The 18,562-nt window shown below is 31.8% G+C and carries 17 protein-coding genes; 9 read left to right on the top strand and 8 right to left on the bottom strand.

Annotated elements, in window-relative coordinates:
* Nucleotides 1–54: 54 nt before the first annotated feature.
* From IEW75_RS04715 to meaB, 9 genes are all read left to right on the top strand, one after another.
* Entirely contained in the window at nt 55–642 is a 588-nt protein-coding gene (locus tag IEW75_RS04715) for a fasciclin domain-containing protein (RefSeq protein WP_134247240.1), read from the top strand.
* A gap of 35 nt (nt 643–677) precedes the next feature.
* Nucleotides 678–1,142: a c-type cytochrome gene (locus IEW75_RS04710; RefSeq protein WP_134247241.1), complete on the top strand. Its 465-nt coding sequence runs from the start codon at nt 678–680 to the stop codon at nt 1,140–1,142.
* A 47-nt stretch (nt 1,143–1,189) separates the two neighbouring features.
* The gene (nosZ, locus tag IEW75_RS04705; RefSeq protein ID WP_134247242.1) at nt 1,190–3,166 is read left to right on the top strand and encodes a Sec-dependent nitrous-oxide reductase; all 1,977 of its coding nucleotides are present in this window, start codon (nt 1,190–1,192) and stop codon (nt 3,164–3,166) included.
* 191 nt (nt 3,167–3,357) lie between these two features.
* Entirely contained in the window at nt 3,358–3,945 is a 588-nt protein-coding gene (locus IEW75_RS04700) for a lysophospholipid acyltransferase family protein (protein WP_134247243.1), read from the top strand.
* 99 nt (nt 3,946–4,044) lie between these two features.
* Nucleotides 4,045–4,491: a nitrous oxide reductase accessory protein NosL gene (locus IEW75_RS04695; RefSeq protein WP_134247244.1), complete on the top strand. Its 447-nt coding sequence runs from the start codon at nt 4,045–4,047 to the stop codon at nt 4,489–4,491.
* On the top strand, nt 4,491–5,729 hold the full coding sequence (locus IEW75_RS04690) for a nitrous oxide reductase family maturation protein NosD (protein ID WP_134247245.1): 1,239 nt from the start codon (nt 4,491–4,493) through the stop codon (nt 5,727–5,729). Before IEW75_RS04695 ends, IEW75_RS04690 begins: the two co-directional genes overlap by 1 nt.
* Nucleotides 5,716–6,423, top strand: a complete 708-nt coding sequence (locus IEW75_RS04685) for an ABC transporter ATP-binding protein (protein ID WP_134247246.1) — start codon at nt 5,716–5,718, stop codon at nt 6,421–6,423. The genes IEW75_RS04690 and IEW75_RS04685 overlap by 14 nt, the downstream gene beginning before the upstream one ends.
* Complete coding sequence (locus tag IEW75_RS04680; RefSeq protein ID WP_134247247.1) at nt 6,416–7,198, top strand: ABC transporter permease; 783 nt, start codon at nt 6,416–6,418, stop codon at nt 7,196–7,198. Before IEW75_RS04685 ends, IEW75_RS04680 begins: the two co-directional genes overlap by 8 nt.
* A gap of 183 nt (nt 7,199–7,381) precedes the next feature.
* Nucleotides 7,382–8,386 (top strand): methylmalonyl Co-A mutase-associated GTPase MeaB, encoded by a 1,005-nt coding sequence (meaB, locus tag IEW75_RS04675; RefSeq protein WP_134247248.1) that lies wholly within the window; start codon nt 7,382–7,384, stop codon nt 8,384–8,386.
* 106 nt (nt 8,387–8,492) lie between these two features.
* On the opposite strand, the gene IEW75_RS04670 is transcribed toward meaB, so the two are convergent.
* The 8 genes from IEW75_RS04670 to IEW75_RS04635 form a co-directional block, all read right to left on the bottom strand.
* On the bottom strand, nt 8,493–9,302 hold the full coding sequence (locus IEW75_RS04670) for an HAD family hydrolase (RefSeq protein ID WP_134247249.1): 810 nt from the start codon (nt 9,300–9,302) through the stop codon (nt 8,493–8,495).
* 243 nt (nt 9,303–9,545) lie between these two features.
* Complete coding sequence (gene scpA, locus IEW75_RS04665) at nt 9,546–11,678, bottom strand: methylmalonyl-CoA mutase (RefSeq protein ID WP_134247250.1); 2,133 nt, start codon at nt 11,676–11,678, stop codon at nt 9,546–9,548.
* 4 nt (nt 11,679–11,682) lie between these two features.
* Complete coding sequence (locus IEW75_RS04660) at nt 11,683–13,473, bottom strand: methylmalonyl-CoA mutase family protein (protein WP_134247251.1); 1,791 nt, start codon at nt 13,471–13,473, stop codon at nt 11,683–11,685.
* An 18-nt stretch (nt 13,474–13,491) separates the two neighbouring features.
* Nucleotides 13,492–14,781 (bottom strand): acetyl-CoA hydrolase/transferase family protein, encoded by a 1,290-nt coding sequence (locus tag IEW75_RS04655; RefSeq protein ID WP_134247252.1) that lies wholly within the window; start codon nt 14,779–14,781, stop codon nt 13,492–13,494.
* Between the two features lie 39 nt (nt 14,782–14,820).
* Nucleotides 14,821–16,146 (bottom strand): sodium ion-translocating decarboxylase subunit beta, encoded by a 1,326-nt coding sequence (locus tag IEW75_RS04650; protein WP_134247253.1) that lies wholly within the window; start codon nt 16,144–16,146, stop codon nt 14,821–14,823.
* Nucleotides 16,147–16,207: 61 nt separating this feature from the next.
* On the bottom strand, nt 16,208–16,627 hold the full coding sequence (locus IEW75_RS04645) for a biotin/lipoyl-containing protein (protein ID WP_134247254.1): 420 nt from the start codon (nt 16,625–16,627) through the stop codon (nt 16,208–16,210).
* A gap of 3 nt (nt 16,628–16,630) precedes the next feature.
* On the bottom strand, nt 16,631–16,987 hold the full coding sequence (locus IEW75_RS04640; protein WP_134247255.1) for an OadG family protein: 357 nt from the start codon (nt 16,985–16,987) through the stop codon (nt 16,631–16,633).
* Nucleotides 16,988–16,989: 2 nt separating this feature from the next.
* Nucleotides 16,990–18,549 carry an acyl-CoA carboxylase subunit beta gene (locus IEW75_RS04635; RefSeq protein ID WP_134247256.1) on the bottom strand — a complete coding sequence of 520 codons (1,560 nt, stop codon included), beginning with the start codon at nt 18,547–18,549 and terminating at the stop codon, nt 16,990–16,992.
* Between the last annotated feature and the right edge of the window lie 13 nt (nt 18,550–18,562).

The raw sequence follows: 18,562 nt of genomic DNA, 5'->3' as shown, positions 1-18,562 counted from the left end.
TTTAAAATGGATTGCTGTATTTAAAAATAAAACTTAAATATTAAATAATCAATTATGAAAACCAAACAAACAAATCAATTATTTATTTCATTTTTCACCCTAATTCTTGTCCTTTTAGTATCTTGTGGTGAGGCTGAAAAGAAAGGGCAAGCTGCAGAAACTAACTCCACAGAAATAGAAGAAGCACAAGGTCAATCTACTGTTGTAGATGAAGAATCAGCTGCAAACGCATTACAGGTAGCTAAATCTTTACCAGATTTTTCAACTTTAGTAGCTGCAATTGACGCAGCAGGTGTTGATGATGCATTAGTAAATGTGGGTCCACTAACAGTTTTTGCACCTTTAAATAGTGCGTTTGCTAAACTACCTGAAGGTACTGTTGAGACTCTTGTAAAACCAGAAAACAAAGAGCAATTAGCATTTATATTAAAAAATCATGTAGCACCAGCAAATTATCCTGATACACAACTTAAAAAAGAAGCTAAAAAAGGACGTAAGTTGTATATGGCTTCAGGTAAATATTTGGTTGTAGAAAATAGAGAAGATGGTTTATATGTTGGTGGAACAAAAGTATTAAAAACAGTACAAGTAAGTAATGGCTGGATTCACGTAATAGACGATGTGTTGGTCCCAGCTGAATAATTAAGAAAAAAATAGCATAAATAATTAAGAAACGAATGAAACTAAAAGTATTAGTATTAGCAATAGCTGTAGCAATTATGTCAAGTTGCGGTGGTGACGAAAAGAAAAAAGATAAAGTTGAAGCTCCTAAAGAAGCGGAAAAAGAAGTGGTTGAATTAGACCCAATGAAAGATAAAGGAATTGGTCCTATTTCAAGTATAACCTTAGGAGAAATTGATGAAGCAATGGCAGCTGAGGGAAAAGAAGTTTTTAAAGCTAAATGTTCTGCTTGTCATAAAATGAGTAAGCGTTTTGTGGGACCTGGTTTAGCTGGTGTTACAGAAAGACGTACTCCAGAATGGATTATGAATATGATTTTAAATCCAGAAGAAATGGTTGAAAAAAACCCAGCAGCTAAACAATTATTAGCAGAGTATTTATCTCCAATGGCAAATCAAAGTTTAACAGAAAAAGAAGCTAGATTAATATTAGAATATTTTAGAACAGTAAAAGCCGAATAGGTTTTTAAATAAACATTGAACAAACAACAAATAATAATCAAATAATTATGAAAACAATTTTTAAATCTTTATTTGCAATTACAGTACTTTCATTAGTATTTAGTAGTTGTGGTAATGGAGGCTCAGACAAAAAAAGTGGTGCTTTATCAAGTAGTGCTGCTGAGAAAGTTTATGTTGCACCAGGTGAACACGATGAATTCTATGCATTTGTATCTGGTGGATTTAGCGGTCAATTAGCGGTTTATGGTCTTCCTTCGGGTAGATTATTTAAAGTTATTCCAGTTTTTTCAGTAGATGCTGAAAAAGCGTATGGTTTTAACGAAGAAACAAAACCAATGTTAAACACTTCTCACGGTTTTATTCCTTGGGATGATTCACATCACCCAGACATATCTCAAACTGCTGGTGAATTAGATGGTCGTTGGGTTTTTATTAATGGAAACAATACACCTCGTATTGCAAAAATTGATTTAACAACATTTGAAACTACTGAAATTATTGAAATTCCTAATTCTGCGGGTAATCACAGTTCTTCATTTGTAACTGAAAACACTGAATATGTGGTTGCAGGTACACGTTTTTCTGTGCCTTATCCTCAAAAAGATATGCCAATTGCTGAGTATAAAGGAAACTTTAAAGGAGCATTAACTTTTATTTCTGTTGACCCAGAAGATGGAGGAATGGATATTAAGTTTCAAATTATGATGCCAGGTTTTAATTATGATTTATCGCATCCTGGAAGAGGAAAATCTCACGGATGGTTCTTCTTTACAACGTATAATACCGAAGAGGCAAACTCTTTATTAGAAGTAAATGCATCTCAAAACGATAAAGATTTTATTGCAGCAATTAACTGGAAAAAAATTGAAGAATATGTAAATAATGGTGGTGGAACAAAAGCACCAACAAATTATGCGCATAATGTTTACGACGAGCATACACATACTGCAACTTCAACAATGAAAGATGAGATTTTAATTGTAAATCCTTCTGATGTTCCTGGAGCAATCTATTTCTTACCAACACCAAAATCTCCTCACGGTTGTGATGTTGACCCATCAGGTGAATATATTATTGGTAGTGGTAAATTAGCTGCAGAACTAACTGCCCATTCATTTACTAAAATGCTTGCTGCAATTGAAGGAGAAAAATTCGATGGAGAAGCTTATGGTATTCCAATTTTACAATACGAAGAAATTTTAGCTGGTGCAGTAAAGCAACCAGGGTTAGGTCCTTTACATACAGAGTTTGATGGAAAAGGGAATGCATATACTACTTTCTTTATCTCTTCTGAAGTTGTAAAATGGAAATTAGGAACTTGGGAAGTAATTGATAGAAAACCTACATATTACTCAGTTGGTCACTTAATGATTCCTGGAGGAAATTCAAGAAAACCTTTTGGAAAGTACGTATTGGCAATGAATAAAATTACAAAAGACCGTTATTTACCAACAGGTCCTGAAGTAACACAATCTGCACAATTATATGATATAACAGGTGAAAAAATGGAATTATTGCTAGACTTTCCAACAATTGGAGAACCACATTATGCTGCAGGTATTCCAGCTGATATTATAAAAGCTAATTCTAAAAAATTCTTTAAGTTAGAAGAGAATAAACATAAGTATGTTACAAAATCCGAGGCTGATGCTAAAGTTGTGAGAGATGGAAACGAAGTACATATTTATATGACAATGATTCGTTCTCACTTTGCACCAGATAATATTGAAGGTATACAAGTTGGAGATGAAGTATTTTTCCACGTAACAAACTTAGAACAAGATTATGATGTTCCACACGGAATTTCTATGATTGGAGCACAAACATCTGAATTGTTAATTATGCCAGGCCAAACGGAAACGTTTAAATGGTATCCTAAAAATGTTGGTGTATGGCCATTCTATTGTACCGATTTCTGTTCTGCATTGCATCAAGAAATGCAAGGTTATGTTAGAGTTTCACCTAAAGGATCAAGCGTTCCTATAACATTTACGTTAGATGGTGATGCTGTTGATGCTGAATAAGTTAGAATTATAAAAATGAATTTTTAATTGAAAACGGGCAGCATTAATTGTTGCTCGTTTTTTATTAAAAATAAATAAGACAATTTTATCTTTTTTATGTATGTTTTATTACATAGATATACAAACAGTTTTGTAAATTTATAGTTTATTTTAATTGAATTATAACCATAATCTAAACATCAAAAAAAATAATGAAAAAATCTAAAATTTTAATGATAATCGGTTCCCTTTTATTGTTAGGCTTGTTTGCATTCCCTTTGTGGAATATAACTTTGGAAGCACCTCAGTATCCTATTCCATTAGGTATGGATATTTATATAAATAAATTTTCTGATACCCACGAATTTGATATAAAAAACATCAATTTAATGAACCATTATGTTGGAATGCAATATATTCCAAAAACTATTCCTGAGTTTAAAATATTTCCAATTGCTATTTTGGCAATGTCTGCTTTAGGAGTAATAATTGGTTTTTTAGGTAAACACAAACTGTTTTTAGCGTGGTTTATTTTAATGACGATATTGGGAACTGCAGGAATGTACGATTTTTACTTATGGGAATACGATTACGGTCATAATTTAGATCCTAAAGCAATTATGAATTTTAAAAATCCAGATGGCTCTGTGATGGGATTTCAACCTCCGCTATTTGGCACAAAAGATATTCTTAATTTTAAAGCACATTCATATCCTAGACTTGGAGCGTACTTTTTATTTACAGGTATGTTTTTAACTTTAGTTGCATTTTTTATCGGAAAAAAGGAAGCTAAGACCTAAAAAAAATACAAAAGCTATTCAAATACATGTTAAAACGGATATAACCATTTTAATATATCCGTTTTAATGTATATTTACGGTACTATTAAAATCAAAAAAATGAAATCAAAACTTCTAAAACCATTTACTGGTATCTTTATACTATTGCTTACAATTTCATGTAAAGTTGAGCCTCAACCGATAGAATATGGGAAAGATCAATGTAGTTTTTGCAAAATGAATGTTGTTGATAAAACACATGCTGCACAGTATGTTACTTCAAAAGGAAAGCAATTTAAATTTGATGCTATAGAATGTATGGTGAATGATTTAATTGAAAAAAATGAAGATAATATTGCTATATTGTTAGTCGCTAATTATGGTAACCCCGGAGAAATGATTGATGCAACTACTGCAGCATTTTTAATTTCAAAAGAAATAAAAAGTCCAATGGGAGCAAATTTATCTGCATTTTCTTCAAAAAATAAAGCTGAAGAGTTACAACAAAAACATGGCGGTGCAATTTATACTTGGGAAACTTTAAAACAAAAATTTTCTGATAAATAATGCATACTAAAATTCTATTATTTTTCCTTTTTATAACGTTTACTATTTCTGCTAAACAAATAGAAGTTTGTAGTAATTGTACTATTAAAACAATTAAGGAAGCTATTGAAATTGCTGAAGATGGCGATGAAATTTACCTAAAAAAAGGCATTTATAAAGAAAACAACATTATCATAAATAAATCTATATCGCTAATAGGTGAAGAAGGAGCTGTTATAGATGGTGAAGATGCTGGCGGAATTATAATTTTTGAAGCTGATAATTTTACAATTAGAAATCTAAAAATTATAAATGTTGGAATGAGCTATACAATAGATTATGCCGCAATAAAAGTTATAAAAGCCACAAATTTTACTATTGAAGATTGTATTTTAGAAAATGTGTTTTTTGGTTTGTTAATTGAAAAATCAAAAAAAGGAATTATTAGAAATAATAGTATATCGGGCACTAGAAAAAGTGAAGCTAGTTCTGGAAACGGAATTCATATTTGGGACGGAAGTGAAATGGAAGTTTACAATAATGAATTGTATGGTTTACGAGATGGAATTTATTTCGAATTTGTTAAAAAAAGTGTTGTTTTCGAAAATACAAGCCGAGAAAATATTCGTTATGGACTGCATTTTATGTTTTCAAATAATAATATTTACCATCACAATATATTTAGAAATAACGGAGCAGGTGTAGCAGTTATGTTTTCTAAATTTATTACAATGCATAATAATATTTTTGAGCTTAATTGGGGATCTGCATCCTATGGACTTCTGCTGAAAGAAATTTATGATGCCGAAATTTACGACAATCTTTTTCAAGAAAATACCATAGGAATAAATGGTGAAGGATGTACCCGAATTAATTACACAAATAATACATTTTTAAGAAACGGTTGGGCAATTAAAATTGCAGGTGCGTGTTATACTAATATTTTTGTGAATAACGATTTTATGCATAATTCACTCGATTTATCATACAATACAAAAATACATGATAACAAATTTGATAATAATTATTGGAGTGAATATACAGGATACGATTTAGATAATGATGGCATTGGAGATGTACCATATCGCCCCGTAAAATTATTCTCTTATGTTGTAAATCAAACCCCCGAAGCGTTGGTGCTTTTGAGAAGTTTATTTGTTGATATTATAAATTTCTCAGAAAAAGTTTCACCAGTTTTTACACCAGATAATCTCATGGATTCAAATCCTTTAATGAAAAAAAATAATGATTCAATTTAACAATATTCATAAACGTTTTGGCAAATTAACCGTTTTAGATGGTTTAGATTTGGACATAAAAAAAGGTGGTATTTTTGCTGTTCTAGGTCCAAATGGTTCAGGAAAAACTACCCTAATAAAATGTTTGTTAGGAATGGTAATTCCAAATAAGGGAGATATTAGGTTTGAAGGTAAAAGCGTACTTAAAAAATGGGAATACAGAGATAACCTAAATTATTTGCCTCAAATTGCTAATTTTCCTCCAAATTTATCAGTAATTGAACTGATTAATATGGTGAAAAATTTACGACCTAAAAATTCTAATGAAGAAGAATTAATTCAGCTTTTTGGTCTCAAAAGTTTTTTAAATAAAAAATTAGGAAACCTTTCTGGCGGAACAAAACAAAAGGTAAATATTGTATTAACCTTTATGTTTGATAGTGATTTAATTATTTTAGATGAACCAACTACAGGTTTAGATCCAATTGCATTAATTCATTTAAAAGAGTTAATTCAAAAAGAAAAAGATAACGGAAAAACTATTTTAATTACAACCCATATTATGAGTGTTGTAGAAGAACTAGCCGATGAAATTGTGTTTCTGTTAGATGGTAAAATTTACTTTAAAGGAAGTATAGATGCTTTAAAAAAGCAGACTGATAATGAAAATTTAGAACACGCAATAGCTAATTTAATATCGAAACAATATGCTTAAAATATTAAAATATAGTTTTTACGATCTAATGCGTAGCCGTTGGAGTTATGTTTATTTTATATTTTATTTAATACTGGGTTTTGTATTGTTATTTTTAAATAACGATGTTAACAAAGCAGTAATTACTTTAATGAATATTATAATTGTTTTAACACCTTTAATCGGGACAATTTTTGGAGTGATGTATTATTATAATTCAAGAGAATTTACCGAACTACTTTTGGCACAACCTATAAATAGAAAAAAAATATTTATGGGTCAATACTTAGGCATTTCAATATCTTTAACATTAAGTTTAGTGCTTGGTTTAGGAATTCCATTTTTATTATACGGTTTATTGAAATCTGCTGCAATTTTTAATTTTAGTTTACTTTTAATAGTAGGTGCTTTTTTAAATTTTATTTTTGTTGCACTTTCATACAACATTGCACTTTCTACAGAAAATAAAATAAAGGGTTTTGGTTATGCAATTTTAATGTGGTTATTTTTAGCTGTAATTTATGATGGTATTTTTCTAATTTCATTAGTAATATTTAACGATTATCCTTTAGATAAATTTTCATTAATAGCGACAATGCTAAACCCGATTGATTTGTCTAGAATTTTAATTTTATTAAAATTAGATATTTCAGCATTATTGGGTTATACAGGTGCAGTTTTTAGAAAGTTTTTTGGAACAGGTTTTGGTATGCTTGTATCAATGTCTATATTAATTTTTTGGGTAATTATTCCTGTTTTTAGAATCAATCAGAAATTAAAGAAAAAGGATTTTTAGTTTTTTCTGTAAATGCCAAAAGCTGTTTTTTGTAAAAAAATTAGACCTTCTTACCAAACAATTTTAGTAATATGTGTATCTTTGTTAGTATAATTAACAGCATGTTTTGTTGTTATATTTAATAACAGATGGAAGGTTTTTTTAGAATTAAAAAAGCTCCATCTTTTTATTTATTGATAAGTGATGAAAAATTACAAGCCAAAAAACAGATTAGCGGCTCAAACATATATTCAAGGAATTTTAAAAGGAGATAGAGTTTTACTTTCTAGAGCCATAACTATTATTGAAAGTAATTTAGAAAGTGATAAAACACTTGCTAAAGAGATAATTCAAGCTATTTTACCATATTCAGGAAATTCAATTCGTATTGGTATTACAGGAGTTCCAGGTGTTGGTAAAAGCACATTTATAGAAGTTTTTGGGAAGCATTTAGTTAATAAAGGGCATAGAGTTGCTATTTTATCAATCGATCCAAGTAGCCAGCGTTCAAGAGGAAGTATTTTAGGAGATAAAACCAGAATGGAAGAATTAGCAAATATAGATGAAGCTTATATTCGTCCTTCTGCTTCTGGAGACACTTTGGGAGGTGTTGCCAATAAAACTGGTGAAACAATGTTGCTTTGTGAAGCTGCAGGTTACGATGTTGTTCTAATTGAAACTGTTGGAGTAGGGCAGTCGGAAACTGCTGTTCACGGAATGACAGATTTCTTTTTATTATTAATGCTTGCTGGTGCTGGAGACGAACTGCAAGGCATTAAAAAAGGCATTATGGAAATGGCAGATATGGTGGTGATAAATAAAGCTGATGGTGATAATATTACTATGAGTAAATTAGCGAAACGTCAATACCAAAATGCATTACATATTTTTCCGCAATCAGAATCTGGTTGGAGTCCTGTGGTTAGTACAGCTTCAGCAATAAAAAACATTGGAATTTCTAATGTTTGGGATGAAATAGAGAAATTTAAAAGGCTAGTTGATGAAAATGGTTATTTTAAAAAGAACAGGAATCATCAGCAAATACAATGGATGTATAATAATATTAATGAAGAATTAAAGAACCTTTTTTACGGTTCAAAAAATATTAAAGAACATCTTTCTGTTATGGAAAAAGACATTGTTTCAGCTAAAATCTCACCTGTAAAAGCAGCTGAGATAATGATTCAGGAATTTAAAGATTCATTCTAATAAAGATTGCGTCATGCTGAACTAGTTTCAGCATAAACACAATTATCCTAAAATATGATGAGATTCTTAAACAAGTTCAGCATGACGTTAAAACAAAAATTAGGGTTTATTCTCTCGAATTTATTAATTGTTCAAGAATAAACTCAACTCCTTTGTCATCATTACTTTTTGTTAGAAATTTTGCTGCCTTTTTCACATTCGGATGTGCATTTTCCATGGCGTAACTAAAATCTGCAAGTTCAATCATTTTTAGGTCGTTGTTATAATCTCCAAAAACCATGGTTTCTTCTTTTGAAATATTTAAATCCTTTTGAAGAATATTCAGGGCATAACCTTTATTTGCATTTGAATGAGAAATATCTAACCAATGTTCGCCAGATACAATTACTTGCAATTCATTTTCTAAGTGTTTTACAGCTGGGTAAATATGTTTTTCTGAACAATCAAAATGATAAGCTGCAATCTTAAAAAAGGTATCGTTGGTAATTTCAGTTAAATCGTCAACAAGTCTATATTCAGAGTAGTAGTTTTTAAACATATTGATGAATTTTTCATCTTTTGTTTCAATATAAGCTGCATTTTTTCCACATAAAACAATGTATACACTATCTAATTCACGCAATGTGTTAATGCATTTTTTAATGTATTCAAAAGGAAGCTCTGAAGTGAATAACTCGTTAGCTCCATGCATTGCAAAAGCACCATTTTCAGCAATAATGGTAATTTCATTTTGAATACTTTTATCAAATCTATCTACAATACTAAAATACTGCCTGCCACTTGCTGCAATAAATTTAATTTTATGTTTTTTTAATTGATTGTAAATTTCCGGAAACTGAGAGCTAACTTTACTCTTAGAGTTCAGTAAAGTTCCATCCATATCTGTTACAACTAATTTTACTTTTGAAAAATCCATAGTTTATTTTGAAGGAGCAAAAATAGTGTTATTGTATTAATTTTCGCGTTTAATTAAATGATAATAAAACAAAAAACCCAAACCTAACAGGTTTCAAAAATCTGGTAGGTTTATTAAATTCCAGATTCCTGCCTTCGCAAGAATGACAGGTTTATTGACAAAGTATTTTTGATTCATTCTAAATGATAACAAAAAAGCCCAAACAATTTAATGTTTGAGCCTTAAATATTAATATTTTAGAACTTATTCTTGCTCTAAATATTTTTCCATAATAGTAATCGCTGATTCTGAAATAACAGTTCCAGGACCAAAAATGGCTGCTACCTTTCTTTCTAATAAGTAATCATAATCTTGCGCTGGAATAACTCCACCTGCAAAAACCATAATATCTGGTCGTCCTAATTTTTCTAATTCACCAATTAATTGAGGAATTAAAGTTTTATGACCGGCAGCTAAACTTGAAGCTCCAACAAAATGCACATCGTTTTCAATAGCTTGTTTTGCAACTTCTTCTGGAGTTTGGAATAAAGATCCCATATCCACATCAAAACCTAAATCAGCGAAACTAGATGCAACAACTTTTGCACCTCTATCGTGACCATCCTGACCCATTTTTGCAATCATAACTCTTGGTCTGCGACCTTCAATTTCTGCAAATTTATCAGCTAATTGCTGTGCTTTTGCAAACGTACTATCGTTATTTACTTCTTTTCCGTACACACCACTTATTAATTTAGTTTCAGCTTTATGTCTTCCAAAATGAACCTCTAAAGCATCAGATATTTCACCTAAAGTAGCAAAATTTTCAGCAGCTTCAACAGCTAAAGCTAATAAATTACCTTTTCCTGATCCAGCACAATCTTCTAAAGCTTTTAAATTAGCAGCAACAACTTCTTGGTTACGTTCAGCTTTCATTTTATTTAAACGAGCAATTTGAGAATCTCTTACAACTGTGTTGTCAACTTCTAAAATTTCAATGTTAGATTTTTCTGTAGTTTGGAATTTATTAACTCCAACTAAAATATCTTGACAAGAATCTAAACGAGCTTGTTTACGTGCAGAAGCTTCTTCGATACGTAATTTTGGAACTCCAGTTTCAATAGCTTTTGCCATTCCACCTAATTCTTCAACTTCTTCAATTAATTTCCAAGCTTTTTTCGCTATTTCTTGAGTTAAGTACTCAACATAGTAAGAACCAGCCCAAGGATCAACAGCTTTAGTCATTTGAGTTTCATCTTGAATAAAGATTTGCGTATTACGTGCAATTCTCGCAGAGAAATCTGTTGGTAAAGCAATGGCTTCATCTAAAGCATTTGTGTGTAAAGATTGCGTTCCACCTAATCCAGCAGCCATAGCTTCAATACAAGTTCTAGCTACGTTGTTGAAAGGATCTTGCTCACTTAAACTCCATCCTGAAGTTTGACTATGCGTACGCAATGCCATTGATTTAGGATTTGTTGGGTTGAAAGACTTAATGATTTTAGCCCAAAGCATACGTGCAGCACGCATTTTTGCAATTTCCATAAAGTGATTCATTCCAACTGCCCAGAAGAATGATAAACGAGGAGCAAACTCATCAATTTTTAAACCAGATTTTAAACCAGTTCTAATGTACTCCATACCATCGGCTAATGTATAAGCCAATTCAATATCTGCAGTTGCACCAGCTTCCTGCATATGGTAACCACTAATTGAAATTGAGTTAAACTTAGGCATATTTTTAGTGGTGTAATCAAAAATATCACCAATAATTTTCATTGAAGGTAATGGTGGATAAATGTAAGTATTACGCACCATAAATTCTTTTAAAATATCATTCTGAATTGTTCCAGAAAGTTTATCTAAAGCAACACCTTGTTTTCTTGCAGCAGCAATATAAAAGGCCATAATTGGTAATACTGCTCCGTTCATTGTCATAGAAACAGACATTTTATCCAATGGAATTTGATCGAACAAAATTTCCATATCTAAAATAGAATCTATGGCAACCCCGGCTTTACCAACATCACCAGTTACACGTGGATGATCTGAATCGTATCCACGGTGTGTAGCTAAATCAAAAGCAACTGAAAGTCCTTTTTGACCTGCGGCTAAATTTCTTCTGTAAAAAGCATTTGACTCTTCGGCAGTTGAGAAACCGGCGTATTGACGAACCGTCCACGGACGCATAGCGTACATAGCACTATATGGTCCTCTTAAAAACGGAGGCAACCCAGCAGCATACCCTAAATGTTCTGCTTCTGAAATGTCTTCTTTAGTAAATTGTTTTTTTACAGGAATTCCTTCAGGAGTATTCCAAACGTCTTGATTCTCTGAAGTTGCAGCTGTTTGTTTTACAGCTGAATTTAATTTTATATCTGAAAAATCTGGTTTCATATCCTTAGGCTTTTAATGTTTTTTGAACTTTATTCTGAATTTTAGAAAGTGTTACCAGTACATCTGATCTCATATTTACAACACCATCTAAACCAACTTCAGTTAATTCATCAATATTTTTTGGAGCACCAGCTAATAACAATACTTTATCGTTATTTAGTGCTCTAAATGCTTTTACAAAATCAACCGCTGTTGCGTCGTAATCCTCATCGGAACTACAAATAACAACCACGTTTGAATTTGATTTTGCACTTTCTGTTGCAGCTACTTCAGCACTATTAAAACTTTGTTCTTGATGCACGTCAAAACCACTTACACCAATAAAGTCGTACGCAAAAGCTGCTCTGGCTTTTCGCATATTTAAGTTTCCGTAACTAGCTAATTGTACAATTGGACGAACGTTTGTTTCTGCAACAAATTCTTCAGTTTTTCTTCTTAAAGCTTCAATTTCTAAAGAAGCTCTTCTTGGAGTTAATACTTTCGAATTATCAATAGCGCCTTCTGAAAGAATATCAGCAGCAACAGTTTCCATTAAGTTAGGGTATTTGTTAACACCTACTAATGGAGTTCTACGTTGGCTGATTAATTTTAATTTTTGAAGTCGAATTTCAGCAATTTGTTGTTGAATTGTTTCGTTTTCAAAAGCAGTATAAAAACCACCTGCGGCTTCAATAGATTTAAATAATTCCAACGCTTTTTCAGCTATTTTTGAAGAAACTTCTTCAATATAGTAAGATCCATCAACTGGATTTGAAACTTTTCCGAAGTAAGATTCTTCTCTTAAAATTGTAGTAATGTTACCAGCAATTCTACTTGAGAAATCTGAAGGGTTTTTAAATTCTTTATCGTAAGCATCAATTAAAATTCCATCTACATTTCCTAAAATTGCAGACATTGCCTCGGTGGTACAACGTAACAAATTAGTTTCAGCATCTGTAATTGATTTACTCCAAATTGAAGTTTTTGCTGTAATTGTATTTGAAAAATCAGCAACTCCGTATTTTGCAGCAACTTCAGCTAATAAACTGTTGAATGCTCTAAATTTACCAATTTCAACAAAATATTCTAAACCAATTGCCAGTTTAAAGTTTAAGTTGTTAAATATTGTTTGTGCCTCAACACCTTTTTCTGAAAGTTTTTCAATTAAGAAAACCAACGAATTTAAAGTGTATGCAATTTCTTGAACTTGGTTTGCACCTGAATCTAAATATTCAGTTCCTGAAATTGTGATTGCCTTAAAGTTTGGGAAATCTGCAGTTAATTTAACCAATTCTGAAGCAACTTCAATTTGATGGTTGTCAAAAGAACCAGTTGTAACGTAATTAGAAATAATTCCAGTGTTTACAAAACCTTTTAAATCACTTCCTTTTGCAAAGGAAACAAGATCTATAGTAAATGCTACTGCGTTAGAAGCTATTTCAAATGAGACACTTGTTTTATTTAAATTTATTCCATTTAAAAGTTCTGCAACGGCAACTTTATTTTCTAAAGTGAAAATAATTCCGTTCATTCCTTCTTCAACAGCTTTAATTGCCAGCTTATTTCCGTTTTCGGCGGTTGTTACTTTAACAGTGCGGTAATTTACTAACGTTTGTGAATTTTCTCCTGTATTTTGAAGCTGTTCAATCTTATTTTCATTATTATAACAAGGTTGAATATTGATACCACTTAAGTTTTTCCAAACTAGTTTTTTATCAAAATCAGCACCTTTTAAATCTGCTGTCACTCTTTCCATCCATTGTTCAGTAGTTACTGAAGGAAATTCAGAAAAAAGCGCTTTATTTTTTTTGCTCATAATTTAATATTTATGAAATTATTTAATTGCTAAACTACTTCCGAAACGCTCAAAAATAGCTTTGTCTAATTCTTCTCTATGATCTGGATGTGCAACATTTCTTAAGGCTACAGCACGTTGTTTCAGTGTTTTACCAAATAGTTCTGCTACACCATATTCTGTTGCTACATAACGGGCATGAGCACGCGTTGTTACAACGCCAGCTCCAGGTTTTAAAGCTGGAACAATTTTAGAAACACCTTTTAATGTTGTTGATGTAACTGCAATAATTGGTTTACCGCCTTTTGATAACGCAGCACCACGCATAAAGTCCATTTGACCACCAACACCAGAGAACATTCTAGTTCCAATTGAATCTGCACAAACCTGACCAGTAAAATCAATTTCAATGGCAGAATTTATAGCAGTTACTTTAGGGTTTTGACGAATGATAGCTGTATCATTTACATAGGCAATGTCTAACATTTCAATTTCAGGATTGTCATCCATAAAATCGTATAAACGACGAGTTCCCATAGCAAAACCAGATATAATTTTATAAGGGTTTACTTTTTTCTGCGAGCCATTTACAACGCCAGTTTCAACTAAATCTACAATTCCTTCAGAAAACATTTCTGTATGAATTCCTAAATTTTTATGATTTGTTAAATACGTTAGAACGGCATTTGGAATACCACCAATTCCCATTTGAAGCGTAGAACCATCATCAATAATTTCAGCAATATTTTTACCTATCGCTTTTTCTGCTTCTGTTGGTGCAACAAATTTCATTTCGTGAATTTCTTCATCAACCATTACACAAGCACTAAAATGATTTAAATGTACTAAAGCATCACCAAAAGTACGTGGCATTTTAGGGTTTATTTGTGCAATCACTTTTTTTCCTTTTTCAATACCTGCAATTACAATATCTACAGATACGCCTAAAGAACAAAAACCATGTTTATCTGGCGGAGAAACATTTACAAGCACCACATCTAAATCCATATATCCTTCACGGAATAAACTTGGAATATCACTTAAAAATATTGGAATATAATCAACGGTATCACCTACCATTTTTCTAACATTCCCGCCAATAAAGAAAGCACTTGTATGAAAACTTTCTCGTAATTCTGGAGCTGCATATCCACATTCTCCTTCGGTATGTAAGTGGCAAACTTCAACACCCTTTAGTTCAGGGCCACGTGCTGCCATGGCACGAATTAACGTTTGAGGGGTTGCTGAACCTCCTTGAATTAAAACTCTATCTCCAGACTTGATTAATTTAACAGCCTCACTTGCTGTCATAACATTTGGTATTTTCATTTTACTAATAATTTGTAATATTATTTTATATTTATTTTTTTATCCTAAGAAACTTAATATAATACCTGCAGCAATTGCAGAGCCAATAACCCCTGAAACATTAGGAGCCATTGCATGCATTAATAAGTAATTACTTGGGTCGGATTTTAATCCTTCATGATGTACAACTCTTGCACTATCAGGTACTGCCGAAACTCCTGCCGCACCAATTAATGGGTTTATTTTATTATCTCCTTTTAAGAATAAATTCATAAGTTTTGCAAACATTAAACCACCACAGGTTGCAATAATAAATGAGATAGCACCTAATCCAAATATTAGCATAGAATCTTTTGTTATAAAGATATCTGCTTGAGTAGAAGCACCTACAGTAACACCTAATAAAATTGTTACTATGTCAATTAATTTTGTGCGTGCTGTATCTGCTAATCTTTCAGTTCTTCCAGACTCTTTTAATAAGTTTCCAAAGAATAACATACCTAGTAATGGTAATGCGCTAGGAGAGATAAACAAGGTTAAAATTAAAGCTACAATTGGAAAAATCATTTTTTCCTTTTGAGTTACAGCTCTTGGCGGTTTCATTTTAATTTTTCTATCCTTTTTTGAAATTAATAAACGCATTAAAGGAGGTTGAATTACCGGAACTAAAGCCATATATGAATATGCGGCAATTGCAATAGGTCCAATTAAGTTTTTAACGGTTGTTCCATCTGCAAGTATGTTTATTCCGTTTGCTAATTTAGATGAAAGGAAAATTGCAGTAGGGCCATCAGCTCCACCAATAATTCCAATTGCACCAGCTTCAGGAAGACTAAACCCTAAATAAAGTGCTCCTAAAAAGGTTGCAAATACACCGATTTGAGCTGCAGCCCCTAAAAGCATTAATTTTGGATTTGCAATTAAGGATGAAAAATCGGTCATTGCTCCAATTCCTAAAAATATTAATGGAGGATAAATCCCTTTTACTACTCCAAAATATAAATAATTTAGAACGGATCCAGTTTCGTAGATTCCAGTTTGATTTCCCGCAACAAAAGGTATATTCCCAAGAATTACACCTGTTCCAATAGGAATCAAAAGAAGAGGTTCGTAATCATATTTGATTCCTAAAAATATAAATATAATCCCTATAAGAATCATAATTGCATGTCCAGATGTTACATTGGCAAAACCTGTATAATTGTAAAATTGTTGCAGCCCTTCAAAGGCTCCGCTATAAGAATTAGATTCTTCAATAGTATCAACTTGTTCAGTTGTTTTAGAAGAATTAATGTTATTTGAGTTTGTATTTGTGCCTAAACCGAGTGCTGGTCTGATAAAAATCAACAATGATAAAACACAAAATATTACTATTACTTTTTTCATTTTTTTTCTTTTAAAGAATTATTTGCATGTTATAATTTTAAAACAAATAATTCAGAAATTTTTATTCTAGTTCTATCATTAATTCGTCTTGTAATACTTGTTGTCCAACATTAATTTTAATTGAAGTTATTGTACCAGCTGTTTCACAAACAATATTGTTTTCCATTTTCATTGCTTCCAGCACTAACATTCTATCTCCAACTTTAAGTTCATCGCCCACTTTTACATCAATTGACAATATTACTCCAGGAATTGGTGCAACAATTTTAGTTGTTTGAGATTTTGGGTTTACTTTTATAGGTTCGGTTGGTCTTTTAGATGCTGAGCGCACTAATGTAGGCGTTTTTATTTTTTTAAATTCCTCACTCATTTTTACGGCATAACTAGTACCATTTACCTCTAAATTGATAATGTTATCTTCGTGAGATTTTATATGAACGGTATAACCGTTTTCGTTTACTTTAAATTTATAAGTTTTCATGTTTTACAATCTATTTTGTGTTCCATAAATTTTAGAACTCCAAGGTGAATATGGTTTTTTAACTTGTTTTATTGTTAAAATAGCACTTTCGTGATCGTGTTGTTCACGTAAATACATATGAACCGCAGCTCCAATAGCGGCAGACATTTCTCCAGTAAAATCTCGATCAGCTACTACTTTAATTTCACTAATTTTCTTTTCTTTTCCCTTGGTAATTATTTTGTAGGTATAAAGCATTAGTGGAAGTCCGTATTTAAAGAATAACATTAATGTTACTAAAGCACTAAAAACTATTAATAATCCCGTCATCAATATAACGTATCCTTCGCTAATTTGATCTGTCATTAAAGGTATAAACATAGTTATAATGGTATATTTGAGTGTTTTTTAGGAGGGTTTACTTCCTTTTTATTTTTTAACAACTCTAAAGCTCTAATAATTCTAAAACGAGTGTTTCTTGGCTCGATAACATCATCAATAAACCCATATTTTGCAGCTTCATAAGGATTTGCAAACTTTTTAGTGTATTCTTCTTCTTTTTTATCGATGTATTCTTGTTTTTCTTCAGCATCTTCAATTTTTCTAATATTAGATCCTTCTAAAACTTCAACAGCTCCTTTAGCTCCCATTACCGCAATTTCGGCAGTTGGCCAAGCATAATTAACATCGCCACGTAGTTGTTTACAACTCATTACATCATGAGCTCCACCATAAGATTTTCGTAGCGTAATTGTTACTTTAGGAACCGTTGCTTCTCCATATGCAAATAGTAATTTTGCTCCGTGTAAAATAATTCCTCCATATTCTTGACCCGTTCCAGGTAAGAATCCAGGTACGTCAACTAAAGTTACAATAGGGATGTTGAACGCATCGCAAAAACGAACAAACCTTGCAGCCTTTCTAGATGCCTCAATATCTAATACTCCAGCGTAATATTTTGGTTGATTTGCAACAATACCAACAGGATGCCCATTAAATCGTGCAAAACCTACACAAATATTACGAGCGTAGTTTCTGTGTACTTCTGTAAATTCACCGTTATCGGTAAGTATGGAAATTACATCAACAATATCGTAAGGTTGATTTGGATTTTCAGGGATAATTTCATTTAAAGCATCCTCTAATCTGTCAATTGGATCGTTACACGTAATAACTGGAGCCTCTTCTAAATTATTAGAAGGTAAATAACTTAATATTTTACGAACTAATAATAAATTTTCTTCATCATTTGCAGCTAAGAAATGTGATACACCTGATCTAGTTGAGTGAATCTTTGCGCCTCCTAATTGTTCTGTAGTTACAACTTCACCTGTTACCGTTTGCACTACTTTTGGACCTGTAACAAACATATAACTAGTCTTATCAGTCATAATTGTAAAATCGGTAAGCGCAGGAGAATAAACTGCTCCACCAGCACAAGGGCCTAAAATTGACGAAATTTGAGGGATTACCCCAGATGCCATAATATTTCTTTGGAAAATTTCTGCATAACCAGCTAAGGATCTTACACCTTCTTGAATACGTGCTCCTCCACTGTCATTTAACCCAATAACTGGAACTCCAATTTTCATGGCCATATCCATTACTTTACATATTTTTAAAGCATATGTTTCTGATAATGAACCTCCAAATACTGTAAAATCTTGTGCAAAAATGTAAACGATACGTCCGTCTATAGTACCATGTCCAGTAACAACACCATCAGAAAGATAGACTTGTTTATCTAGTCCAAAAGATTTTGTTCTGTGAGTTACAAACATATCAAATTCTTCGAAACTATCTTCGTCTAAAAGAATATCAATACGCTCACGGGCTGTTAATTTCCCTTTAGCATGTTGTGAATCAATGCGTTTTTCACCACCACCTAATTTCGCTTTGGCTCTTTTTTCAATGAGCTCATTAATTTTATCTTGATTTGCCATTTTTATGCGCTTA

Origin of the sequence: Lutibacter litoralis (assembly GCF_014646675.1) — a bacterium.
Classification (GTDB): domain Bacteria; phylum Bacteroidota; class Bacteroidia; order Flavobacteriales; family Flavobacteriaceae; genus Lutibacter; species Lutibacter litoralis.
The sequence above is the reverse complement of the archived record's forward strand: the minus strand, read 5'-3'. Positions and strand labels throughout refer to the sequence as shown.